The following is a 24856-nucleotide window of genomic DNA, read 5'->3' on the forward strand; positions in this document are numbered from 1 at the left end:
CCACGGCACAAGGCCGATGGCGGATTGAACGCGATTATCAGGAGCTGAAGTCGGAGTTGGGCCTGCATCACTATGAAGGGCGTAACTGGCGTGGTTTTCACCATCACGCCAGTCTGTGCATCGCCGCATACGGGTTCTTGATGCGCGAGCGCCTGCGCAGTAAAAAAAACTCCGTCGCATTCAAGATGCCTGCAGTATCCAAAAGTGTCCGCCCGCGCGGGTCTGGCCCCAATGCAACGTCACCATCCCAACTCGATTGCCACGCTGGCCTTCGGACTGGCTAGGCTGATCGCCAGAAGCCTCCCACACTGCCCGTGTTGCGGGGTCTCACCGTATCAACGGATTCGGATTTAGTAACACAGTAGAAATAAGAAAGTAATAAAACTTCCGCAGGCAGAACTCGGCACTGATCAAGACATTACAGGCTCCCATATCGTACTGACCCATGTGAAGCACAAGGAGACGGTGATTGCCGCGTCGCGGTTGCTTACCTGTTATTGGGAGCATTTTGCGAAAGCACTGGAAGAATCCGAATCAGCCGTGCTTGTTGGTTACTCGGGATGCGATAGACATCTCAACTCACTTTTAAGTGCGCGAGGCCCATCAAAAATCCGTGTGGTCGAGTGGGACGGAGCAGGACAAAAGGAAAGTCGTCAGGATTTCTGGAATACACTACTTGGACACGAAGTTCACTTGGTGAGGCTCAATAACATCTTGAAATTCACCGACTGGTAGTGGCGTTAGCAAAACGCTCAACACCCATGCGGACACGTGTGGCGCGTGTCATCACGTGCGGTCTCAAGACACCTGCATGCCCAGCGCATGCATCAGCAGATCGGCCGAGCGATGCGCAAGCCGCTTGCGCTCGGCTTCGTTGTTGCCGCGCAGGCAACTGCCCAACATGTCGATCACCAGCAACACGTGCTCCTCGTCGACATCGGCCCGGCACAATCCGGCATCGCTGGCGCGATGGACGAGCGGTAGAAAGATGCTGACCGCACGCCGATCCGCTGCGTCCACTGCCGGGTGCGCGCGTCCGATCGAGCGCCAGAAATCGACCAGCGGGGCGGACTGTGCGATGTGCTCAGCCACGTTGTGCAGCAGGATCGCTAGCCCCTCGGGGCGGTCGGCCAAGTCGGCGGCCATGCGCTCCAGACCATCCAGCCCACGCGCCATCAACGCCGTCATCAGCGCGAGCCGGTCGGGGAAATTGCGGTACAGGGTGGCGCGGCCGAGGCCGGCGCGCTCCACCACCAGTTCCAGCGGCGCATTGACGCCGTGTTCGCTGAATACTTCGTCAGCGGCATCGAGAATCTGCCGGCGGCGCAGCGCGGCATCGGGGCGGGACGTCGTCATGCCGGCATTATCGGACAGATTTGTCCGGCAATGCCAGAGCCCGCTTGCCGGTTGCGCGCCCTCGCCGACCAACCGCATGGTCGCCGTTGCTTTGCGGTGGAATTGCCCGCCACTCGGCCCCGCAGCGCGCGGCTCGCTCAACCAGTGTTCTGCAAACCTTGCGAGACGCCGTTGACGCAGGCCACCAGCGCGCGCAGCAGCGCTTCGTCTTCGCCATCGGTAGCGCGCCAGCGCTGCAGCAGGTCTACCTGCAGCACGCTGATCGGGTCGATGTACGGGTTGCGCAGGCGGATCGACAACGCCAGCCGCGGGTCGTGCTGCAACAGCGACTGCTGCTGCAGCAGTGCCTTGACCCAGCCCTTGGTCAAGGCCAGTTCGTCGCGAATCAGCGGGAAAAACCGCGTGTGCAAGTCGCCGGACAAGCGCGAAAACAACTCGGCGATATTCAGATCGCCCTTGGACAGCACCATGGCGACATCGTCCAGAAAGGTGCGGAAGAACGGCCAGTCCTGCGCCATTTCGCGCAGGCTGTCTTCATGCCCGGCATCCACCGCCGCCTGCAGGCCGCTGCCCACGCCGTACCAGCCGGGAATCACCGCACGTGCCTGGCTCCAGGCGAACACCCACGGAATCGCACGCAGGTTGGACAACGCCGCGTCCTGCCCCAGCCGCCGCGAGGGCCGCGAGCCCAGCGTCATGCGTTCGATCACATCGATCGGCGTGGCCAGGCGGAAGTACTGCATGAACTCCGGCGCGGCGACGAAGGCGCGATACGCGACGGTGCTGCGTTCGGCCACCAGATCCATCACCGGGCGCCAGCGCGCCTCGCGCGGCTCGGGCGCACGCGGGCGCAGGCTCGAAAGCAACACCGCGCCGGTCATCTGCTCCAGCGAGCGCAAGGCCAATGCACGGATGCCGTACTTGCGGTGGATCACCTCGCCCTGCTCGGTGACGCGCAGGCGGCCATCGACGCTGCCGCGCGGGGCGGCGTCCAGCGCGCGGCTGGTCTTGCCGCCACCGCGCGCGATCGAACCGCCACGGCCGTGGAAGAAGGTCAGCCGCACGCCCAGATCGGCAGCGGCTTCCAGCAGTTCCACCTGCGCACGCTGCAGCCCCCAGCGCGAGGCGGCGATGCCGCCGTCCTTGCCGCTATCCGAATACCCCAACATCACCATCTGCGTATCGCCGCGCGCGGCCAGATGCTGGCGATATACCGGGTCGGCCAGCAGGTCCTGCACCGTGCCGGTGCCGCCGCGCAGGTCGTCCACGGTTTCGAACAGCGGCACGATATCTAGCGGCACGGCGCCGGCGGCGTCGACCAATCCGCCGCGGCGCGCCAGCGCCAGCACAGTGAGCACGTCGGCGCGGTTGTGCGCCATCGAAATGATGTAGCTGCCCAGTGCATCGGCACCGTGGCGCGTGCGTGCATCGGCGAGCGCGGCGAATACCGCGTCCAGCCGCGCATTGCCTTCATCCTGCACGCGCGGCAAGGCTTCTTGCCCGCAGGCATACGGGCCGAGCACGGCGGCGCGCCGGGTTGCGTCCTGCGCGTCCCAGTCGGTCTGGCCCAAGGCATCGGCCACCGCGCGCGCATGCACGCTCGATTCCTGGCGCACGTCCAGCCGCGCCAGATGGAAACCGAAACTGCGCACACGCCACAGCAGACGCCGCACGGCGAACCAACCGGCGTGCAGGCCCTTGTTGGCCTGCAGGCTGTCCAGGATCAACTGCAGATCGTCTTCGAGTTCAGAAGGGGCGGTATAGGCGCCGTCGGCGTCGTCCAGTGTGGCCTGCAGGCGGGCGCGCATCAGGTCGTTGAGCAGGCGGTACGGCATGTCGCCGTGACGTGGACGCGACCGTGCCGCGGCGTCGGGCAGCAGCGCGCGATAGCGTTCCAGCTGCGTCATGAGTTCCGGGCTCACCTGCACCAGCGTGGTCGATTGACTGAGCAGGCTGGCCAGCTGCCAGAGTTCCTTTTGATAGCGGTCCAGCACCGCGCGCCGTTGTGCATCCAGGGTGCCGGCGATGGTGTTGGCATCCACATTGGGATTGCCGTCCATGTCGCCGCCCACCCAGGTGCCGAAACGCAGCAGGCGCGGCAGGGCTGGCACGCTGCCATAGGTTTCTTCGATGGCGTGTTCGAGGGTTTCGTACATCACCGGGATGACGCGGTAGAGCACCTGGGTGAGATAGAAGCCCACATGCTCGCGCTCGTCGCCCACGGTGGGGCGCACCGGCGAGGAATCGGCGGTCTGCCACGATGCGGTCAACGCCATGCGGAAACGTGCCGCATCGCTGGTGCGCTCATTGGGCGTGCGCATGCCGTCCAGGTTGTCGACCAGGCTGGCGACCATCAGCTGCTCTTTTTCCAGCAGCGCGCGGCGCACCGCCTCGGTGGGATGCGCGGTGAACACCGGCTCCACATCGATGCGCGGCAACCACTGGCTGAGTTCGTCCAGCGTCACGCCCTGCGCCTTGAGCCGACGCAATGCGTCGTGCAGGCCATCCGGCTGCGGCGTGTCGGTCCCGCTGCGCTGGTACTCGCGGCGGCGGCGGATGCGGTGCACGCGCTCGGCGATATTGACGACCTGGAAATAGGTACTGAAGGCGCGCACCAGCGCTTCGGCATCACGCGGCTCGCGCCCGGTGAGTTGTTCGCTCAACGTGGAGGGCGGGGCATCGCTTTCGCGCCGCGAGATGGCGGTGGTGCGCACGCGTTCGATTTCATCGAGGAATTCCGCAGACACCTGCTCGGCGAGCAGATCACCCACCAGTGCACCGAGCCGACGCACATCGTCGCGCAAGGGAAGATCGGGGGTAGCGAACACAAGACTGCTGCGGTACTCGTTCATCGGAAACGCACACCCTCTTCAAGCGCAAAGTCGTCGAAGACTAACCCAAAAGGATTAGAGTGTTGCGACGCACAAGACTGTTTCAGAGCGAACCATCTTGCACCAAGCGCCACGCCCGTTCGCGTGCCAGTGGAATCCGTCGCCCTGCACCGGCACGCAATGCGCCAGGAGCGCACCCGGGCGCGATGGAGCTTCACCGATAAAGCCCGATCGCGCCCGGGTGCGCTCCTATGTGCGATGCGACGATCCGAGTTGCGTTCGCAACGCATTGCTTGCGACGACGATCAACGCTTGGCCGGCACAGCAGCCTGCGCGGGATCGCCGACATTCCGCTGCGCGCGATGCCGGCCTTGAACAGACGTGTGCGCGCGAGCAGGTTGGCGGTCATGAAGGCGCCATAGGAATGCCCGCCGATGGCGATGCGCGCGCGGTCGGTGACGCCACGCCGCACCACCTCATCCACTGCGGCCTGCGCATCGGCGATCAGCTGCGGCACGTCGGTGTCGTTGGGTTCGGCATCGCCTTCGCCCACGATCGGCATGGTCGAGGTGTCGAGCACCACGTAGCCGATCGCCAGGAATGCCTGCCGGTCCCAGTAGCTGATGGCATTGAAGCGACACGGCGAGTCGGTGACCTGGCTGGCGGTGTCGGCACCATCGCCTGCAGCGCCTTGGACGGAAGCCGATAGCCGCTGTCTGCCGCGGGAGCGGGTTGCGCGACCGTCGCGCCGAATGCCCATGTGCGTCGCCGCGCGCCTTGCGCATGCCGTGCTTGTTGCATCGTCCGTCCCCGCCGATGATCGACCTGCGACCATAGCAGCCGCCCGCCGGCCGCTCCCCTGCCGTTGGCAGGGCGTGGGCAGCAATTAATGCCCGACGGGGGTGCTGCCGATATACTCAACGCTCTCGTCGAGGGGCGCTGCGACCGTTAGGGCGGACTGATCCGCCATCCCGCACCACATGTGCGGAGACACACGGCCAGGCTCGACCAGCATTCACCGTTCAACGGCGCCCGGAACTGCAGACATTGCGTCTGCCTACCGGAGCCATTGCATGAACGCTGTCACAAAGATTACCCCGCACGCCGATTACAAGATTGCCGATATCTCCCTGGCCGATTGGGGCCGCAAGGAGCTGGACATCGCCGAGCATGAAATGCCGGGCCTGATGTCGATCCGTCGCAAGCATGCGCAGACCACGCCGCTGAAGGACGTACGCATCACCGGCTCGCTGCACATGACCATCCAGACCGCGGTGCTGATCGAAACGCTCAAGGACATCGGCGCCAATGTGCGCTGGGCCTCGTGCAACATCTTCTCCACCCAGGACCACGCTGCCGCGGCGATCGCCGCCACCGGCACCCCCGTGTTCGCCTGGAAGGGCGAGACGCTGGAAGAATACTGGGACTGCACCCTGGACGCGCTGACCTTCACCCTGCCCGACGGCACCCTCACCGGCCCGGAGCTGGTGGTGGACGACGGCGGCGACGTCACCCTGCTGATCCACAAGGGCTATGAGCTCGAAAACGGCAGCACCTGGGTCGACGAGCCGGCCTCCTCGCACGAAGAGAGCGTCATCAAGGCACTGCTGAAGCGCGTGGCCGTCGAGCGCCCGGGTTATTGGGCCCGCGTGGTCAAGGACTGGAAGGGCGTCTCCGAAGAGACCACCACCGGCGTGCACCGCCTGTATCAGATCGCCGAAGCCGGCAAGCTGCTGATTCCGGCCATCAACGTCAACGACTCGGTCACCAAGAGCAAGTTCGACAACCTCTATGGTTGCCGCGAGTCGCTGGCCGATGGCCTCAAGCGCGCCATGGACGTGATGCTGGCCGGCAAGGTCGCCGTGGTCTGCGGCTACGGCGACGTGGGCAAAGGCAGCGCCGCCTCGCTGCGTGCCTATGGCGCCCGCGTGGTGGTCACCGAGATCGACCCGATCTGCGCCCTGCAGGCATCGATGGAAGGCTTCGAAGTCAACACCATCGAATCCACCCTGGGCCGTGCCGACATCTATGTCACCACTACCGGCAATAAGGACATCATCACCGTCGAGCACCTGCAGGCGATGAAGGACCAGGCCATCGTCTGCAACATCGGCCACTTCGACAACGAGATCCAGGTCGATGCGCTCAAGGCGCTGAAGGACGTGCAGAAGATCAACATCAAGCCGCAGGTGGACAAGTACGTGTTCCCCAACGGCAACGCGATCTTCCTGCTGGCCGATGGCCGCCTGGTGAACCTGGGCTGCGCCACCGGCCACCCGAGCTTCGTGATGTCAAACTCGTTCGCCAACCAGACCCTGGCTCAGATCGACCTGTGGGAAAAGCGCGACACCTACGAGAAGAAGGTCTACATCCTACCCAAGCACCTGGATGAAGAAGTTGCGCGTCTGCACCTGGAAAAGATCGGCGTGAAGCTGACCACCCTCACCAAGGACCAGGCCGACTACCTCGGCGTGGACGTGGCTGGCCCGTACAAGCCGGATCATTACCGCTACTGAGACGTGGGCGCGCGCGCCCTCGACAGTGTGAATCAACGGGCGCCCCAAGGCGCCCGTTGTGCATTAAGGCGTCCATTGTTGAGAAGTCGAATCTTGAATCTGCGCACGCATCGCGCTACGCGTCGCCTGCGCTGTGGTCGGCTGAAAGTGGCAGACCGCCCGGTGGCCAAGGCCACCAACACGGTGGCACTTGCTGCAGCCGCCGTTGGCCGATCTTCGCCGATGGCACCGTCAGCCGCGTGCGCTCGCCTCGTCTGCATCCATCGCGGCAGGCTCATACACGGAAATCTGGCTACGGCTGCGCGCGGTAAAGGGCTGCCCGCTCCAGTCGCCCCATCTGGCCCGCAAGCGCAAGCCGGCGATCCGTGCCATCAGATCCAGCTCGGAAGGCCAGAGGTAGCGATAGCGATCTTTGAAGACGCGGGTCGCCGACTCCCCGATCATCACGATGCGCTGCTGTATCAGCTGCTGGGCCGGATCGGCGCTGGAGCACATCAGCATCACCGGCACGTCGCCATCGTCCAGGGCCGGCGCCTCCAACAACCTCACCTTGCCGTCCGCCAGCAACGTCTCCGCCTGCGGCACCATCGTCTGCAGGACGAACACGCCGGACGTTGCCAGGCGCTCGCGCACGGCGCGCAGGCAACGCAACTGCGCATCCTGCGTCAACAGATAGCCGAGCGAGTACACCGAATAGATCAGGTCGAATGGCCCGGCGACCGGGACATCGACGAAATCGTCGCAGACCAGGGTCAGTCGCTCCGCACCGGGCTTTGCACGCAGCATGTCCAACATGCCAGGCGAGTTGTCGATGCCGCAGACTGTCGCGCCGCCAGCTGCCAGCGGCAGCGCAATGCGGCCGGTGCCGACCCCCAACTCCAGCGCCGTGCCGCTGCCGACCATCGCCGCCAATGCCTGCGCACACTGCGCTGCACTGGCAACGGCCCAGTAGTGGTCCCTCAGGCGATCGTAGTACTGCGACACCTGATCGTAGGCGTGCGCCGACGATCCACCCATACCGTTCTCCGCGAAAGAGTCGCTGGCCACCCTAAGCAACCCTCCCGGTCGTCGCATGCGCCGCCGACGCAACATCGCCGGTGGCGAGCCAACGCGCGCACTCGGCGCCCAGCTCGGCGACAACATGCTGCCGATAGGCCGCATCGACTGCCGGTGCCAGTCGGTCGCGCCACCGTCCATTGAGACCTTGATTGAAGAAGGCTCGGCCGCCGTCGCGCCAGAAACCGGCGCCCTGTGGAACGTAGCGCGCCGCATGCGCGCGCATGTAGTCCAGACTGCAGTGCGCCAGCACGCGCTCGCAGCACGGGGCATCCAGCGGGATATCCAGGAATGCGGCAATGCGCCGCACTTGCGCAGGCAGGTCATGCAGCAACGCGGCGTAATGCACCAGCAGCACGTTGTCGTAATCGCGCAGCGCCCACCAGGAACGCACGCCCTCCCAGAACGGCCACAGCGGCGCACCGTCCGCACGCATCCAGGTCTGGAAATAGTCCTCGACCGAGCACGTGGGCGGCGGCATCACCCTCAATTTACCGTTACTGGACGGCTCCGCATCCAGACGCGCCTGCGCATCCGCGCTGACTGCCCGCTGATGGTCGTACAGGCTCCAGACGATGTCGCGCGCATCGCGGCCGACGTAGAGATAGCGGGCGCGTTCGGATAGCACCAGCGCATCGGCGGGCAGATGGGTTTTCACGAAGCGGCGATGGCGTTGCTCGGCGAGCAGCCGCTGTTTGGTGGCCTTGTCCGGATACACCGAGTCGAACCAGGGCGACAGCCGCGAGACCTCGATCTCCTCGGCGCCGCCGAAGATCAGTTGCGCGACGATCTGCTGCACCCAGGTCGTCCCTGCCTTGGCATAGCTGGCGATGACGACATCGTCGTCGCGAAAGGCGAAGTCGTTCCAGACTGTCGAGTCGAAAAAGCGATTGGAATATTCGCGCTGCTTGGAGGGCATGCCCACATCGGCGTCCTGTCGGTTGTCATCGCATCGGGCTCATCGGATATGCACGCGTGAACACTTCGCAACCGCATGATCCGCATCCGCGCCTGGCTCCAAGTCCCGGCACGACGGCATAACGTCTGCCGCACACTGCACACTGCACTTGCAGCACATCAGTGACTTGCGGCAACGCGCATCGCCGTCGCCGACGATGCGCGTGCATGCGGGCCATCCGGCAAAGCCCGCCCTGACATTGCAGTTACTGCGTGTAGATATACGCTACCTTGCGCGGACCAAACATTTTTAGAATCTTCGAAGACACGAGTAACAGCATGGCTTTGGCAGTTTTCATCACACGCACCTCTTCTGGAATTTTCAGAAATGGCGAGCTCTGACATTCGCCTTATTTAGGTTAGCAATAGTCATATGGCCAATCAACAGTATGGCTATTACTTTATTTTTAAAGTAAATTGCCGGGCATTTGTCGCAGAATAAGCCACGCAATGTGCGTTTATCCGAACAGATCTTCGCGCAGGTACTCCAGATATTCGCGCACATGTCGCTCGCGTGCGGCAACGTCGTCCGGCAGACGCAAGCCGCGCGTAAACCAACGCAGCCGCGGCCGTGCGTGCAAGTGTGGGTAGGGCTTGTGCGGCACCGGTACGCCGAGGAAGCTGCATAGCGGCGCCCAGCCTTGCCGAGCCGAAAATACCAGCAGCCGATCGGCTGGCACCGTATCGATCACTGCCTGATTCCAGCGGTTGAAGTAGTCCACCATGAAGGCGCGGTCCTGACTGCGCCCACCCATCTGTTGTTTCAAGAAAGTACTGAATGTCTCGCCTTCGGGGCCGACGAAGGTGCTCTTTCTGCCCGGCATCAGGATGGTCTGGGTCACCGACTCGAACCAGCTGTCGGGATCGCGCACTGTCAGGACGACCTTGGCCTGCGGATATACCTCAATCAATTGCCGCCAGTAATAGCAACCAGGATGGTCGGTACTCGAACGGTAGCCGGCGAAGATGGCCGACCAGTCTGCAGCACCGCGTTCGGCGGCATTCCACAGCGGCAGTGCCGTACGCATGTTCGCGGCGACCTCGGTGGCGTGATAACAGGGTCCAAATCCCAAATGTTCCAGCGCGAACTTCAGCGACAGCGTCCCGGTTCTGCCTAGGCCAGCACCAAGCACTTGTAACGACATGGCGATTCTCTGATCCATTACACGCAGGGCGGCAACGTAGCACGCAGCGATGGCGTACGTCCCAGCACGGGCAGTCAGGATGGATGCGGCAACTACACATGCCACGCGCAATTTAATTGGCGGACAACAACGCGAACCGGAGCGACACACTCACCCACGCCAATTGGCATTGCGCTCCCAGAACGCAACGCTACGCCGATAGGCATCGCGGTCCAGCGGCGTGCCCGAGCCGCCCTCTTCCACGCCCAAGGCATTGCGCAACATGGTGATCGGTGCCATCGGAATTTCGTCCGGCTCTGCGGTGTAGAGACAACCGACCACACCCCAGTCTGACTCGATGGGCGTGCCTTCCTTGGCCAGCTGATCGCGGCTGTAGAGGATGGGCAGCAGATAGGCGGCCACCGGTGGCTCGACACCTTCGAACCAACGCACCAGCACGGGCAATTCCTGCGAACTGCGCGCCTCGTAGCCGGAACGCAGCAGGTGCCGGTTGTCATCGGTGATGGGGACAGTGAGGCAGCGGGTGGAGGTCCAGTTGCGATGCACATGCAGCTGGCAAAACGGCGCGTAGCCCTCGATCACGCGAAGCGGTGTCTCCTCGTTGAGCCGCTGGATGAACTGCTCGGGCGTGCAGTCCTGGATGGCATTGCGACGGCCATCGCGCGGGAACAGGCGGGTGCGGGCGAACTGGGTCAGGACGATCGACATAAGCGGGCTGCGCGGCGACAAAGAGCGTCAGGGTAGCGCGCAGGCTGGGCTGCGACGACGTTGCGCGACACCTCAGCCAATGCGCGGCGGGCAAGCAGGCACGAACAGGTATGCGGAATCGATGTTCGGCAGTCGCAGAATGCTCGCCGCTAACGTGCAGGGGCGCACCACGTCGCGATGACGCGAACACGGTGCGGGGAGATCCGTATCTGCAGTAGCCCGTCAGCGCTACCAGATCAGATCGTCCGGCACCTTGAACTGGCTGTAGTAGTCGTCATCGCTATCGGCCGCGGCCGGCGCGCTGTTGCGCCCGTGATCAAGCACAACGGTATCGGCATCGCGGCTATAGACCTTGTCGGCCGCCGCGCGCGGAATCAGCTCGAAGCCATCGCCGTGACGCACGATCACCAGCGCGCCGCTGGCCAACTGGCTGCGCAGCGTGGGGTTCACCAGCACGCTGCGGATGACACTGCCATCGTTGAAGCGGTAGTCGATCTCGCCTTCACGCTTGACCTTGTTGGTCTCCACGATCTGCCGCACCTGGGCCAGCACTTCCTGCCGGCGCACCTGCACGTTGCGTTCTTCGGCCAGTGCGCGATCGCGCTCAGCACGCTCGGCCTGCAAGCGTGCCGCATCGACCTTGTCCACATCTGCCGGCGGCACCGCCGCGCCCTTGGCATGGCGCTGCTTGACCTGTTCGCGCGCAACCTTGTCCACCTGGGCTTTTTTCACCAAGCCGGCCTTAAGCAGCTGTTCTTGCAATGGATTGCGCATCGGGAGGCCAGGCAGTGGACTGGCCGCTAGTTTAACGCGGCTGGCGCCATCGCCCGTCGCGGCCTGGTCAGACCGCTGGCATCGCCGTTTGTCGGAGCCGTGGTCAGGCATCTGCCCAAGCAGCGGCGCTGCCCTTATCGTCCGCCACTTCCAACCAGTTCAAGGCCGAATGATGCTCATCTGGGGATCAGGCGGCGACGTGATTGCGCTGGGCGCAGCCGACAGCGCGCCTTGCGACCAATGCGCACAACAGCGCAGCTTTCACCACGTGCTGCGTTATCGCTACGCGCACCTGTGGTGCCTCTTCAGCTGGGTCACCAAGAAGCAGTCCCTGCGGGTGTGCGACGGCTGTAACCACACCACTGCGCTGGACACCAAGACCTTCGAGGCCAGCCGCGGCAAGCCGCCCATTCCGGCTTACCGACGCTTCGGTGGACTGGTGCTGCTCGGCCTGATTGCGATGTTGGTGATATTCGGCGCCTACAGTTCTTCGCAGACCTCCAAGCGCGATGCCGTTTGGCTTGCACAGCCCGCCCAAGGCGACCTGTCTACCGTCGACCTGCAGACCATGGCGCCCGCTGCGTATGGCGGACACGCTTACGGCGTGGTGCGGGTGGAGCGCGTGAGCGATGAGACCATGACACTGGCGCTGCCGAACAAGGGCTACGACAAGTGGAAAGGCGCCGAGCGCGATGCCAGCAGTCGCGCGAAGCAGCCCACCTACTACACCGAAGAACGTATCGAGATGCCACTGGTCAAGTTGCACACGCTGCATGCAGACGATGAGCTTCGCCAGGTTTATCGCTGCGTCGTAGAGCGGCTAACACAACGTAGCGAGCAGCTGTCAGGCGGGCGCGGACGGCGCGCTCAGAACCGCAGTGGACGCGTGGTACATGCCGGTTCCGAGTACCGGGCACGCCCGCCTGGCGGTGAGCGCAGTCGTTTTGTTAGCCGCTCTTAGTCCTCCGGTCGTTTGAACGGTGAATTGCAGCGCAGCTTGCGACATCCCAATGCAACGCCGCACGCTGATCAACACATGCCCCCCGATACGAACGCGCGTGCGGGGGCTTTTTTCCCTATTGGCTGGCGCTGATTGACTGCGACAGGATGGCGTCGCGTGTAGCGCGTGCTCGCTCGCACCGATGGACTGCGGCCACTCGCAGCATTCAACGCGCTACGTACCGCAACACGCGCGACAGTCCGATGAGATACAACTGGCAACGGCACGCCAATACAAGCGCGCCTAACGCCACTGTCGAAGATATGGCCGCTGGCGGCAGAACTTCCGGCATGCAGCCTGCAGCATTCAACGTTCAGCCAAGCAGGTGCACCCACTTACCACGCGAACGGTGCGGCGACCTTGCGCGCACCAAGCATGAACGCATCGGCCACATGCACAAACGGTGCGACATCCACTTCCGATTGACCGGCGCGCACCAACTGCACGAAGCGCCGGTACAAACCTTCGTATTCGCTCGACGCGGGCACTACCTGGGCCTGCCCATCGATGCTCAACGTGGCCCCGCCTTCACTGAGCATGAGGATGCCCGCGGTGGTCTCCACTTCGATATCCCAGCGTTGTTTGCCGCTCTGCAGTAAGTCGAATTCGGCCGTCACCGGGACGCCTGCGGTATCGACAAACGCAAGGCGGGCATACAGCGGCGCCTGCCGGTTGTCCGGCGTGTGCAACTCGGCTTCGCGCAGCGCGAAGCTGCGCGGCAGCAGATGGGTCGCAATGGACAGCGCATTGATGCCAGGGTCGAACACGCCCATACCGCCGGGTTCTAGAATCCAGTCCTGGCCCGGATGCCAGTGGCGAATGTCTTCCTTCCAGGTGATGTGCGCGCGCACGAGTTGCTTGTCGGCCAACCACGCGCGGGCAGGCGCCACACCGGCGGCGCAGCGCGAATGCCAGCTGGTGAACAGGCTGCGTTGCGCACGCTGCGCCACGTCTTGTAGGTCATGAATTTCGGCAAGCGTGGCGGCTGGCGGTTTTTCCAGAAATACATGGCGGCCAGCGGCCAACGCGGTCTGCGCCAAGGCGTGCCGCCCGACCGGTGGCGTGCACAAGGCCACCGCCTCGATCTCCGGCTGTGCGGCGAAGGCTTCTTCCAGTGAGTGGTAGGCCGGCACACCATCGACCGTGCCATGCCGGCTCACGGTGGCCACCAACTGCACATCATCGCGCGCAGCGATGGTGGGCACGTGCTGATCGCGGGCGATCTTGCCGATCCCGACAAGGGCAATGCGCAATGCGTCTGGATGCTTCATCGAAACCTTCGTGCTGATAGGAGGCGGCCACCGATGCGAACGGCTGCACGCACACTGCCTGACCATTGCTGCAGCGGCGCGATGCGGAGAGCGCACGCGACGGCGCAGTGTACGTTCAGCGTGCAGCCCAGTGCGAGACATCGCTTCTGCTTGTTTTGCTATACCTGCGTGCCAGCGGCTGCGTATCGGGCCTGCTCAGTTGCACCACGAAGGCAATGCGCGACGGCTGCAGACGTTGTCGGCGCGGCAGTCGGAATTGGCGGCGCTCGACCACACGCCAGGCGCCTCTTTTGCAGCATGCGATTGACGCCGGCGCGCATGCAGACCAGCATCGCTGCCGGCACGCCGATGTGCCGTCGCCCTCCAAGGCTGCACCGATGTTGCATCACGTTTCGCTGGGCGTTCGTACGATCGAGATATCCGCCGCATTTTGCGACGCAGCGCCGGGTGCGCTTGGCTATGTGCGGGTGTGGTCCGATCTGGAGTCAGGCACGCTCGACCAGGCGGTCGGCTAGGCAGGCCCGGTGGCGAAAATTGCCTGGCGTTGAAACAACGCCAGGCAACGCAATGTGCGCCGGGGGCCGGATTCCATCTGGCGTTTGCCGCAACCGACACATCCGCCGTGGACGCTTTTCACCGAGACGCGCTACAGCACGGCGGTCGCTGCAATGGCGCACCCGGCTTGCGACCGGATTATGGCGATGATGATCACGCCGCGTTCGTCATCGATCCGGACGGTCACCACATCGACGCGGTGGTCGACCGCTCGCCGCCTCGGTAACCAGCACCGCCGCTACGCAACGTTGGAATGTCAGTGTCTTAGGCCGCAGCGACAGCGAGCTCGCCATGCGCATTGACACTCATGGCGATGCCTGCGTCAGGAAGCGGTCGAAGTCGCCGATGTTCATGCTGCCCCAACCCGACGCGAAGTCCCAGCCCAAGCTGGCGTTATAGCCATCGCGATAGAGACCGTTGGTGCCCACCACGACGTCATGGGCGCGCTGCGCGTCGTTGCGCTGGCTCGCGTACTGATAGATCTGCGGCGCGACGAAGCCCAGATCGGGATGCGACTGCAACAGCCGGGCGATATAGCCGGCGAAGGTCGGGGTGGCGGCACTGGTGCCCCACACATACCACGGAGCCTCGTTGCCCTGCGCATCGGTGCCGCGAATCTGCGCACTGCTATAGAACGCGCCATTGAAGCTGACATCGGGTACTGCACGGTAGCCGGACGCCGTCTGCCCAGGCAGCAAGGTACGCTGCCATTGTGGCGCGTAAGCGATCTTGCTGACGCCACCCTGGCTGAGCTGACGGCCGACACCGGCGTTCCAGACGCGCTCGGAGGCGTAGCTGCCGGGTTTGCCGACCTGGGTCAACAGTTCGGTGGCCCCGGCCAAGCCCAACGCGATGGCGGAGGCAAGTACGGCCTGGCAGAAAGAGCGCGTCATCATTTCGTTTACCGCCGGTTGGTGTGAGTGAAGAGGCTGCGGAGTCTTCACGAGGCGGTATAAGTTTCAGGCACAACAATGCGAAGCGGGTGCTTGGCAAACGATCCCACCAACATTTGTCTCTCAAGATCTACAGCGTTTTGCCGTGCCCCGACGGCTACACACCGAAGGCTGCGCGCGTCCACGCCAGCGAACCGGCGGCGGGTCCGCCCGGTCCGGCACCGGATGCGCCGGTGTGCCTATATCTCCAGCACGATCTTGCCCAGGTGGCTCCCCTGCTCCAGGTAGCGATGGGCCGCGGCAGCCTCGGCCAGCGGAAAGCGCTTGTCGACCAACACCCGCAGCTTGCCTTCGGCGATCCACGGCCACACAACCCGCTCCACTTCCGCCGCCAGGCGCGCCTTTTCATCCGCAGTGCGTGGGCGTAGCGTCGAGCCGGTGATGACCGCCTGCTTGCGCATCAGCACCGGAATCGGCAGTTCGATGGTGGCGCCGGCCTGCGAGGCGATGTAGACGATACGTCCGCGTTGATTGAGCGCTTCCAGGGTGTCGGCGAATACTGCAGCGCCCACCATGTCGAGCGCGACGTCTATACCGCCATGCGCCTTGGCCACCTCGACAAACGATTCGCTGGTGGAATCGATCGCCACATCGGCACCCAACGCGCGCGCCTGTGCGGCCTTGCTGGCCGAGCGTGCGGTCGCCAGCACATGCGCACCTGCCGCCTTGGCCATCTGGATCGCCGTGACGCCAATGCCCGAGGTCGCACCGTGCAACAACAGCCATTCGCCTGCTGCGAGCCGACCGTGTTCGAATAGATTGGCGTAGGCGGTGAAGATGGTTTCCGGCAGCGCCGCGGCGTGCACCAGATCCATGCCGGCAGGAATCGGCAGCACGTGACGCGCATCGACGGCGGCGTATTGCGCATAGCCGCCGCCGCCCAGCAGTGCGCACACGCGCTCGCCGACTTTCCAGCGACCAGCCGGCTCCACGATCTCGCCGGCGATTTCCAACCCCAACGTTTCCGGTGCGCCAGGCGGCGGCGGGTAGTGCCCGGCGCGTTGCAGCAGATCGGGGCGATTGATACCGGCGGCGTTCACGCGCATCAGCACCTGGCCCGCTGCAGGACGCGGGCGCGGTTGCTCGGTGGCGTACAGCGCGTCGGCGTCGCCCTTGCCATCGCGGATGGCGATGGCGGTCATCGTGGTATCGCTCATGAAGACGCTCCGTGGAAGGTGCGCCCAGTGTAGGCGTGCAGACGTCAACGCTTGGCGCAGATGCATCCCATGTTTACTTGCAGGTGCTACCGCAGCAGCGATAGGCAAGCGATGCGGTTTCGTGGAACTGCATCGCAGTGCTGCAGCGTGTGCGAACGAGATCATGGGCAAATGGACGAGCGGTTATCGTCGACGGCATCGCGAAGATTCACGCGAACGATCGGCTGGCTGCAGCGACACCAAGCGCCCGAGATACGAACGCTATCAACATCGCCTTCGTCGAATCGAGCGCCGCCAACAACACATCGCGGAAAGTTGTTCGCCGGGTCTCGACGGCACGCGTGGAACGGTCATGCAGGCGTGCTGCAACATCTCCTCACACCGAGATGCCATTGCCCGCAAGCAGCCCCCATCAGGCAGATGCTGCGCCTTCGCCCGCACCACGGTGTCCCGCCCCATGCTGGCGTATTGCGAGCCACAAGGAGTCGCCATGCAGTTGCCGTGGAGTGTGCGCATCACCGTCATCTGCCTACTCGCACTGTCCGCAAGCATGCATGTCCGTGCAGCGCAGGTCCCAATTGCGCAGGGAGCAGACGGCTATCGCCTGTTGGTGGATGGCGCCCCGTTCGTGATCAAGGCCGCCGGTCTGGGCAATGGCAGCATGGAGACGCTGGCCGCACGTGGCGGTAACGCATTCCGCACCTTGCACGTGGACGCTGATCCGCAACGCCAACGCGCCCTGCTCGATCGCGCGCAGCGTAACGGTTTGAAAGTGGCAGTCGGCATCGAGGTCGGCAACCAGCGGCATGGCTTCGATTACGACGATGCCGCCGCGGTGAAGCAGCAACTGCAGCACATCCTTGCGCAGGTGCGGCAATCGGCGGCGCATCCGGCGGTGTTGCTGTGGGTGGTCGGCAACGCGCTCAATCTGGATGACAGCAATCCCAAGGTCTGGAACGCGGTCGGCGAAATCGCCGAGGCGATCCATGCCATCGATCCGGACCATCCGGTCACCACCACGCTGGCCGGCTTCGACAAACACCTGATAGACCAGCTCAAGACGCGCGCGCCGGCACCGGACCTGGTTGCCGTGCAGCTTTCTGGCGATATTGCAGCGCTGCCGCAGAAACTGCGCGATAGCGAGTGGCGCGGCGCCTACGTGGTCACCGAATGGGGCCCTACCGGGCATCGGGAATCGCCGGCCACCACGTGGGGCGTGCCGATCAAAGACGACCGCACGCACAAGGCCCTGTTGCTGCAACAGCGCTACCGCAGCCACATCGCCAGCAACACCCGCCAGGGACTGGGAGCGTTCGTGTTCCTGTAGGGCGACCAGCAGGAGCGCACGCCTACCTGGTATGGCCTGGTCCTGCCTCCGGGCGACGTCACGCCCAGCGTGGACACATTGCAACTGCTGTGGACCGGGCAGTGGCCGGCCACGCGGGCGCCAGCGGTGTCGGCGCTCACGCTGGCTGGCCAGCGCGTGACCGATAGCGTGAGTCTTCGCCCGGGCCAAGCCGTGACCGCGAGCATTCACGCCAGTGGCGCATCCGTCTTGCGCGACACCTGGCAGGTGCGCATCGAAAGTACCGCCCGCAGTAGCGGCGGCGACCCGGAGACGTTGCCGCCGCTGGTCGATGTCGCCATTGCGCCGAACCGCGTGGCCGGTGATCGCACCCGCGCACCTGGTACGGGCGAGGAGGTGCGCCTGATCGCACCACCGCCAGGCAATTACCGTTTATTTGTGGAGGCAGGCGATGACGACGGCCGCGCCGGCCATGCCAACCTGCCATTCCGCATGCTGCCGCCCTCACCCGCCCCGCGACAAGGCGCATCGGAACCGCCGCAACCAAATATGCATTCATCGCGATGAAGCGATATTATTTCCGCACGATCCGCCGGACCCGCCGCGATGACGCATCTCAGTTTCGAATTTTACCCGCCCAAGACCGATGATCAGCGCGCGCAACTGGACCGCACCGCAGCCAGGTTGAAGGGCTACGCCCCGGAGTATGTGTCGTGCACCTTCGGCGCCGGCGGCTCGACGCTCAGCTACACCTCCGAAACGGTGCGCCATCTCAAGCAGAAACATGGCTTCGAAGCGGCGCCGCATCTGTCCTGCGTCGGCGGCAGCCGGCAGGAGATCCGCGAACTGCTCAAGCTGTACCGGGCGATCGGTTGCACCCGCATCGTCGCGCTGCGTGGCGACCTGCCCTCGGGCATGGGCCATCCGGGCGACCTGCGTTATGCCTCTGACCTCATCGCCTTCATCCGCGCCGAGCACGGCGACGCGTTCCGGATCGAGGTCGGCGCTTATCCGGAGACCCATCCGCAGGCAACCGACGCGCTCAGCGACCTGCGCTATTTCAAGGCCAAGGTCGACGCCGGCGCCGATGCGGCGATTACGCAGTATTTCTACAACGCCGATGCGTACTTTCATTTCCGCGACGCGGTACAGCGCATGGGTGTGGAGGTGCCGATCATTCCCGGCATCATGCCGATCTCCAACTTCTCGCAGCTGCGGCGCTTTTCCGAACAGTGCGGTGCGGAGATTCCGCGCTGGATCGGCAAGAAGATGCAGTCCTACGCCGACGACGCCGACGCAGTGCGCGCATTCGGCGCAGACGTCGTGGCGGCCTTGTGCGAGCGCCTGATTGCTGGCGGCGCGCCGGCATTGCACTTCTACACGCTCAATCTGGCCAAACCGACCACGCAGGTGTTGCAGCTGCTTGGGCGCTGAGTGCGGGCTTCGCATTGCGCGCGTTTCAACGTGCGCTTCGAAGCGCGTATCGTGCACGCAGTGCGCTGGCGCTGGCCCTTCCCCACAGCACAGTACGTCGCGCACCACGGCGTAAGTCTTAGAGCGGCCAACGCAACGACTGCGCAGCTGCCAGGTGGGCGCGGCCGGTGCTCGGAATCGGCATGGACCACGCGTCCACTGCGGGTCTGAGCGCGCCGTCCGCGCCCACCTGGCAGCTGCTCGCGACGTTGTGTTAGTCGCTCTTGATCTGCACGCGGGCTGACGACGGTGATGGAACGACAGGCAGTCATCGCACCCGCCCCAGCGCGCACCTGTATCGCCAGCTCACACGCGTCCGGCTAAGCTGCCCTGATGCCTCGTCTTCTGCCCCTGTTGTTATTGCTCTGCATCTGTCCCGCCGCGCGTGTGCAGGCGCAGGAAATCCATCGCTGCGTCTCGCCGGACGGGCAGACCATGTTCACCGACCGGCGCTGCGACGACGTTAGCGCGGCCAGCCGCCCGCCGCCCGCCATCAGCACGCAGGGCAATTACGGCCTGTATCGCTACGGCTGCCCGCGGCGGCTGAGCGAACTGGTGTCGTTGCTGCAATCGGCGGTCGACAGCCGCGATGTCAACCGCCTGTCCAGCCTGTATCTGTGGAGCGGGCAATCCGATGCCACCGCCAATCAGGTACTGAGCAGGCTGGAGGCCATCGTGCAGCGTCCATTGCTGGATATCGTGCCGATGTATCCACAAAGCGACACCCCGACCTGGGACACCGAAGCCACCGCACCGACGCCGTCGCTGGATGGCAGCGCCATCGATGCCCCACTTCCCACCCCGCCCAGCCGCCCGCGTCCCTGGGGCTTGCAGCTGGAACAGAACCTGGCCAGCGGCACGCCCGCGCGTAGCGTGCTGCGGCTGCGCAGGCAATACAACTGCTTCTGGGTGACGTTTTAGCGCCATGTGGCGCGCGCGGACGGGGCTCAGAAGCGGCATCCATCACTCGGACCTTCCGGCTTGTCCAGGCAGTACACCTCCGCCTGACCGCTGCTCGCTGCGTTGTACGCACGGCCCTAATAACGAAGCGATTGAACGCTTACCAACGCCCGGCAAACCGCCGAACACCACCAGCGTCGGTGCGGTTATTGCGGCCAAAGCGAGCGGATCGCCGCAATGCCCTGCGCACCATGCGAGCGCGCCTCGCGCACATCTTCAATCTGCATGCCGCCAAGCGCGTAGATCGGCAGCGAGACCTGTTCACGCAAGGTTTCGAAACCGCCCCATCCGAGAGGTGTGGCGCCCGGGTGCGATGCGGTGGCCTGCACCGGCCCCAACACCGCGAAGTCGCAGCCGATCCGTTGCGCGTGGCGCAAGTCGTCCAAGCCATGACAGGAAGCAGCCACCAGCTGTTCTGCGGGCAGCGGGCGTTCCTGCAGACCGGCCAACTGCTCCGACCCCAGATGCACGCCGACCCCCAGTTCCGCAGCCAGCGCGATATCGCGATTGAGCAGCAGCTGCGCGCGGGTGCGTCCACGTAAGCGCATGACCTGCTGCAGCAGCGCCTGCCACTGCGCAGGTGCTGTCTGTCGCGCGCGCAGCTGGATCCGCGTGATCCCATTCTGCAATGCGCGCTCCAGGCCTTCCAGCCAGCGTGCGTCGTCCTCCGGTTCGGGGGTGATCAGGTAATGGTCGGGCTGGCGCAGCGCACCCACCACCGGCACATCGGCCGGCGGCATCGAATAGCGCGCCAGCTTGTCTGCCGCCACCCAGGTCATGGCCTGGCCTTCGCGCCCACGTGGGCTGCCTTTCCAGGCGGTGATGTGACGCACTTCCAGACGCAGCCGCTTGTCCGGATACAGCTGCGGCACATCCATGAGCCAGTCCCCGACCTGCGCCTCGATGCCAAGCTCTTCGTTGAGCTCGCGCACCAGCGCTTGTTCGGACGTTTCGCCGGGCTCACGCTTGCCACCCGGGAATTCCCACAGGCCAGGCATGTCGCGGGTTTCTGTACGACGGGTCAGCAAGATGCGCCCGCGGGGGTCGGTGATCACGCCGGCAACGACGTGAATGGATCGAAGAGAATCAGGCATGGACGCAAGAGTGCCGCGAGTGAGCGGTTCAGCGCAATCGCTTGAGGGCTGGGATTCGTGATTCGTGAGTAGGGATTGGTAACAGCTGGTGCACTACAGGCGTTAGCCAATCCCGCATCACGAATCCCCCAATCCCGGCTTCACAACGGCTGCCCGATTCGCCACAGCACGCCGCTGGGATCGTGCAAGGTGAAATCGCGCGCGCCCCACGGCCGGTCTTCCGGAGCGCTGACGCTCGCACCGAACTGCGCATCCAAACCAATGTCGTGCACGTGCTGCCACCAAGCGTCGGCATCGTCCACCCACAGATGCAGCATCAGGTTCTCGGCCAACTCGCGCACGTAAAAATCCTGCAGCAAGAACGCGCACTGCGCGCCATGCCGGAAACAGGTCACATTGCCCACCTCGTCTTCCTGCACGAATCCCAGCGCGCGATAGAACCGCTGCGACACTGCGTAATCGCGCGCAGGCACGAAGACCTTCAGTTGTTGGCTGGACAGCTGCGACATGACCGCACTCCAAGCAGGACGTGCAATGAGCATACGCCCCGCAATCGCACAGACGCAGCAGCGCGATGCACGGCGGCACAGGTAACGCATCAAGAATCTACGACTGCGTAGCTGCAGCTCACGCTCACTGGAATAGGCGCCTTGAACGCGCGCTCCCAGCGTTGATGTCGTGGTGTCCCAACGAATGCCGACCGACTCGACCAGCGACACTCTTAGCAGGAACTTGGCCCAACGCAAGCGAGATCAGCAGGCAGGGCCTTGCACCCAACCTCCAACATTCAACTCCCGCTTTTCAGACAATTTCCACTTCTCAAAAGCCCCACCAACTCTCCGTCAGCACAGCCCCCTTGGTAAGGAGGCGCGCCAACGGCGCGGGGATCGGAAGAGTACCGTGCACCCAACGTCCGCAACGCGGACGCTGGGTGAGCAGCCCGCAAAGCGGGCTGCTCCACGGTCAACTCAGCTCAGCTGAGTTGACCGTGGCAGTGCTTGTACTTCTTGCCGCTGCCGCAGGGGCAAGGATCGTTGCGGCCGACCTTTGGCTCGTCGCGGGTGACCTGCGAGACCGGGACCGGCGCGTTGCCGCTCTGCACCTGCGCGGCTTCCTCGTCAGTGCCGTAGCCACCCACATCCTGGTGCTGGAATTGCGAGGCCATCAAGCGCGCCTGCGCATGGAGACGTTCCTGCTCTTCCAGTTCGGCCACTTCTTCTTCGCTGCGGATGCGCACACGCGCCAGCAGATGGATCACTTCACGCTTGACGTTCTCCAGCATCTCGGAGAACAGCTCGAACGCTTCTTTTTTATATTCCTGCTTGGGCTGCTTCTGTGCGTAACCGCGCAGATAGATGCCCTGGCGCAGGTAATCCATCTTGGCCAGGTGCTCCTTCCAGCCCTGGTCGAGCACGGTCAGCATCACGTGCTTTTCCAACGCGCGCATGGTGTCGTTGCCCACGGCCGCTTCCTTCTCGGCGAAGTGCGCATCCACTGCTGCCTGCACCTTGGCGGCAATCTGCTCGGCATCAATCTCTTCTTGCGTGCGCACCATGTCGGTCAGCGACAAGGTCACGCCCAGCTCGGACTCCAGCGTAGCTTCCAGGCCCTTCACGTCCCACTGTTCGTCCACCGAATTGGGCGGCACGAAGCGTGCAACCAGATCATAGATCACATCGCCGCGAATCCCGTCGACGTTGTCCTTGACCGACTCGGCGTCCAGCAATTCATCGCGCTGGGCGTAGATCACCTTGCGCTGATCGTTGTTGACGTCGTCGAAATCCAGCAGGTTCTTGCGGATGTCGAAGTTATGCGCTTCCACCTTGCGCTGCGCCTTTTCGATCTGCCGGCTGACCAGGCGATCTTCGATGACGTCGTCTTCCTTCATGCCCATCATGCGCATCGCCTTCTGGACCCAGTCCGAGGCGAAGATGCGCATCAGATTGTCTTCCAGCGACAGATAGAAGCGCGACGAACCCGGGTCGCCCTGACGACCGGCACGGCCGCGCAGCTGGTTGTCGATACGCCGCGATTCGTGGCGTTCGGTACCGATGATGTGCAGGCCGCCGGCCGCCTTGACCGCGTCATGACGACGCTGCCAGTCGGTCTTGATCTTGAAGCGCGCGTCTTCGGTGGCGTCTTCGCCGAGGGCGTGATACTCCGATTCCAACGAACCGCCCAGCACGATGTCGGTACCGCGACCGGCCATATTGGTGGCGATGGTTACCGCGCCCGGTTGGCCGGCGTTGGCCACGATGGTGGCTTCGCGCTCGTGCTGCTTGGCGTTGAGCACTTCGTGCTTCACCCCGGCTTTGCGCAGATGCTCGGACAGCATTTCCGAGGTCTCGATCGAGGTCGTCCCCACCAACACCGGCTGACCGCGCTTGGCACAGTCTTCGATGTCGGCCAGCACCGCGTTGAACTTGCCCTTGCGGTTGAGGAACACCTGGTCCGGATGGTCCTTGCGCACGGTCGGGCGGTTGGTCGGGATCACCACCACTTCCAGGCCGTAGATGCTCTGGAATTCGTAGGCTTCGGTGTCGGCCGTACCGGTCATGCCGGACAGCTTCTTGTACATGCGGAACAGGTTCTGGAAGGTGATGCTGGCCAGCGTCTGGTTTTCGCGCTGCACCGGCACGCCTTCCTTCGCTTCGACCGCCTGATGCAGACCGTCGGACCAGCGCCGCCCGGACAGCGTACGGCCGGTGAATTCGTCCACGATCACCACTTCGCCATCGCGCACGATGTAATCCACATCGCGCTGATAGATCGCATGCGCACGCAGCGCCGCGTTGAGGTGATGCACCACGCTCAGGTTCTGCGCGGCATACAGGCCGTCTTCGGCGTTTTCCAGGATGCCGGCCTGCAGCAGCAGTTCTTCGGCGTGGCCCATGCCCGCCTCCGACAGATGCACCTGCTTGCCCTTCTCGTCGACCCAGAAATCGCCTTCGCCTTCTTCGCTTTCCTGCTTGGTCAGCTGCGGCACGATGCGGTTGACGCGGATGTACAGCTCCGGCGACTCGTCGGCCGGGCCGGAGATGATCAGCGGGGTGCGCGCTTCGTCGATCAGGATCGAGTCCACTTCGTCGACGATCGCGTAATGCAGAGTACGCTGGTAGCGGTCGGCGCGCGACAGCGCCATGTTGTCGCGCAGGTAGTCGAAGCCGAATTCGTTATTGGTGCCGTAGGTGATGTCGCTGCCGTAGGCCTCGCGCTTGTCGCTGTGCGGCATGCCCGGATACACCACGCCTACGCTCAGGCCCAGCCAGTTGTACAACTTGCCCATCTGCGCGGCGTCGCGGCGCGCCAGGTAGTCGTTGACCGTGACCACGTGCACGCCCTCGCCCTGCAGCGCGTTGAGGTACACCGGCAGCGTGGCCACCAGGGTCTTGCCTTCGCCGGTGCGCATCTCAGCGATCTTGCCCAGGTGCAACACCATGCCGCCGATCAGCTGCACATCGTAATGGCGCATGCCGAGCACGCGGCGGCTGGCCTCGCGGCACACCGCAAAGGCTTCGGGAAGAATCTTGTCCAGGGACTCACCGGCGGCAAGCCGCTGCTTGAACTCCGGGGTCTTGGCTTGCAGCTCGGCGTCAGAGAGCTTCTCGATCGTCGGCTCCAGCGCATTGATCTGGGTGACGAGGCGGGTGAGCTGGCGCAGCTGGCGTTCGTTACGACTGCCAAAGACACGGGTAAGCAGACTGTTGATCATTGAAGAAACCGGTTGAAAAGGAACGGTTTGAC

General features: G+C 64.1%; 15 protein-coding genes, 2 other RNA genes, 5 pseudogenes and 1 riboswitch. Of the genes and pseudogenes, 7 read left to right on the top strand and 15 right to left on the bottom strand.

The annotated features are described in order from the left end of the window. Positions 1–284 (top strand): annotated as a pseudogene (locus WJW29_RS02850) (IS701 family transposase); the annotation flags it as partial. Positions 285–798: 514 nt separating this feature from the next. On the opposite strand, the gene WJW29_RS02855 reads toward WJW29_RS02850, so the two are convergent. The 3 genes and pseudogenes from WJW29_RS02855 to WJW29_RS02865 all read right to left on the bottom strand — a co-directional run. Next, complete coding sequence (locus WJW29_RS02855) at positions 799–1356, bottom strand: TetR/AcrR family transcriptional regulator (protein WP_042465739.1); 558 nt, start codon at positions 1354–1356, stop codon at positions 799–801. 137 nt (positions 1357–1493) lie between these two features. Continuing rightward, positions 1494–4208, bottom strand: coding sequence for a phosphoenolpyruvate carboxylase (ppc, locus tag WJW29_RS02860; protein WP_011260202.1), 2715 nt, complete (start codon positions 4206–4208; stop codon positions 1494–1496). 328 nt (positions 4209–4536) lie between these two features. Next, positions 4537–4860: pseudogene (locus tag WJW29_RS02865) on the bottom strand (prolyl oligopeptidase family serine peptidase); the annotation flags it as partial. Between the two features lie 252 nt (positions 4861–5112). Next, positions 5113–5228, top strand: a riboswitch (S-adenosyl-L-homocysteine riboswitch). A 32-nt stretch (positions 5229–5260) separates the two neighbouring features. Between WJW29_RS02865 and ahcY the strand changes: the two are divergent. Further along, positions 5261–6703, top strand: coding sequence for an adenosylhomocysteinase (gene ahcY, locus WJW29_RS02870; protein WP_011260204.1), 1443 nt, complete (start codon positions 5261–5263; stop codon positions 6701–6703). Between the two features lie 231 nt (positions 6704–6934). On the opposite strand, the gene WJW29_RS02875 is transcribed toward ahcY, so the two are convergent. The 7 genes from WJW29_RS02875 to WJW29_RS02905 all read right to left on the bottom strand — a co-directional run bounded on the left by WJW29_RS02875 (position 6935) and on the right by WJW29_RS02905 (position 13614). Continuing rightward, positions 6935–7720, bottom strand: a complete 786-nt coding sequence (locus WJW29_RS02875; protein ID WP_011409363.1) for a class I SAM-dependent methyltransferase — start codon at positions 7718–7720, stop codon at positions 6935–6937. 31 nt (positions 7721–7751) lie between these two features. Further along, complete coding sequence (locus WJW29_RS02880) at positions 7752–8684, bottom strand: sulfotransferase domain-containing protein (protein ID WP_011260206.1); 933 nt, start codon at positions 8682–8684, stop codon at positions 7752–7754. Between the two features lie 490 nt (positions 8685–9174). Beyond that, positions 9175–9861 (bottom strand): sulfotransferase family protein, encoded by a 687-nt coding sequence (locus tag WJW29_RS02885; protein ID WP_014502013.1) that lies wholly within the window; start codon positions 9859–9861, stop codon positions 9175–9177. A gap of 150 nt (positions 9862–10011) precedes the next feature. Next, complete coding sequence (locus WJW29_RS02890) at positions 10012–10569, bottom strand: DUF3228 family protein (protein WP_011409365.1); 558 nt, start codon at positions 10567–10569, stop codon at positions 10012–10014. A 228-nt stretch (positions 10570–10797) separates the two neighbouring features. Next, the gene (locus WJW29_RS02895; RefSeq protein WP_011260209.1) at positions 10798–11343 is read right to left on the bottom strand and encodes a DUF2058 domain-containing protein; all 546 of its coding nucleotides are present in this window, start codon (positions 11341–11343) and stop codon (positions 10798–10800) included. Between the two features lie 818 nt (positions 11344–12161). Beyond that, positions 12162–12238: non-coding RNA, sX9 sRNA (locus tag WJW29_RS02900), on the bottom strand. Between the two features lie 440 nt (positions 12239–12678). After that, positions 12679–13614 (bottom strand): Gfo/Idh/MocA family oxidoreductase, encoded by a 936-nt coding sequence (locus tag WJW29_RS02905; RefSeq protein WP_011409367.1) that lies wholly within the window; start codon positions 13612–13614, stop codon positions 12679–12681. A 377-nt stretch (positions 13615–13991) separates the two neighbouring features. Between WJW29_RS02905 and WJW29_RS02910 the strand changes: the two are divergent. Next, a pseudogene (locus WJW29_RS02910) lies at positions 13992–14395 on the top strand (VOC family protein). Between the two features lie 79 nt (positions 14396–14474). Here WJW29_RS02910 and WJW29_RS02915 read toward each other — a convergent pair. Together WJW29_RS02915 and WJW29_RS02920 are read right to left on the bottom strand one after the other, a co-directional pair. Next, a pseudogene (locus WJW29_RS02915) lies at positions 14475–15005 on the bottom strand (S8 family serine peptidase); the annotation flags it as partial. A 296-nt stretch (positions 15006–15301) separates the two neighbouring features. Continuing rightward, the gene (locus WJW29_RS02920; RefSeq protein ID WP_011260213.1) at positions 15302–16279 is read right to left on the bottom strand and encodes an NAD(P)H-quinone oxidoreductase; all 978 of its coding nucleotides are present in this window, start codon (positions 16277–16279) and stop codon (positions 15302–15304) included. 490 nt (positions 16280–16769) lie between these two features. Here WJW29_RS02920 and WJW29_RS02925 point away from each other — a divergent pair. From WJW29_RS02925 to WJW29_RS02940, 4 genes and pseudogenes are all read left to right on the top strand, one after another. Further along, positions 16770–18152, top strand: a pseudogene (locus WJW29_RS02925) (hypothetical protein). A gap of 39 nt (positions 18153–18191) precedes the next feature. Next, positions 18192–19019 (top strand): methylenetetrahydrofolate reductase [NAD(P)H], encoded by an 828-nt coding sequence (gene metF, locus WJW29_RS02930; RefSeq protein ID WP_011260216.1) that lies wholly within the window; start codon positions 18192–18194, stop codon positions 19017–19019. A 182-nt stretch (positions 19020–19201) separates the two neighbouring features. Continuing rightward, positions 19202–19278: non-coding RNA, sX9 sRNA (locus WJW29_RS02935), on the top strand. Between the two features lie 113 nt (positions 19279–19391). Continuing rightward, positions 19392–19979: a hypothetical protein gene (locus tag WJW29_RS02940; protein WP_011260218.1), complete on the top strand. Its 588-nt coding sequence runs from the start codon at positions 19392–19394 to the stop codon at positions 19977–19979. A 185-nt stretch (positions 19980–20164) separates the two neighbouring features. Here WJW29_RS02940 and WJW29_RS02945 read toward each other — a convergent pair whose 3' ends face one another. The 3 genes from WJW29_RS02945 to secA form a co-directional block, all read right to left on the bottom strand. Further along, complete coding sequence (locus WJW29_RS02945) at positions 20165–21112, bottom strand: Nudix family hydrolase (protein ID WP_011260220.1); 948 nt, start codon at positions 21110–21112, stop codon at positions 20165–20167. Between the two features lie 140 nt (positions 21113–21252). Beyond that, positions 21253–21621, bottom strand: a complete 369-nt coding sequence (locus WJW29_RS02950; protein ID WP_011409371.1) for a VOC family protein — start codon at positions 21619–21621, stop codon at positions 21253–21255. 464 nt (positions 21622–22085) lie between these two features. Beyond that, complete coding sequence (gene secA, locus WJW29_RS02955) at positions 22086–24824, bottom strand: preprotein translocase subunit SecA (protein WP_011260222.1); 2739 nt, start codon at positions 24822–24824, stop codon at positions 22086–22088. Positions 24825–24856 lie beyond the last annotated feature (32 nt).

The sequence above is a fragment of the Xanthomonas sp. JL1 genome (assembly GCF_038405005.1).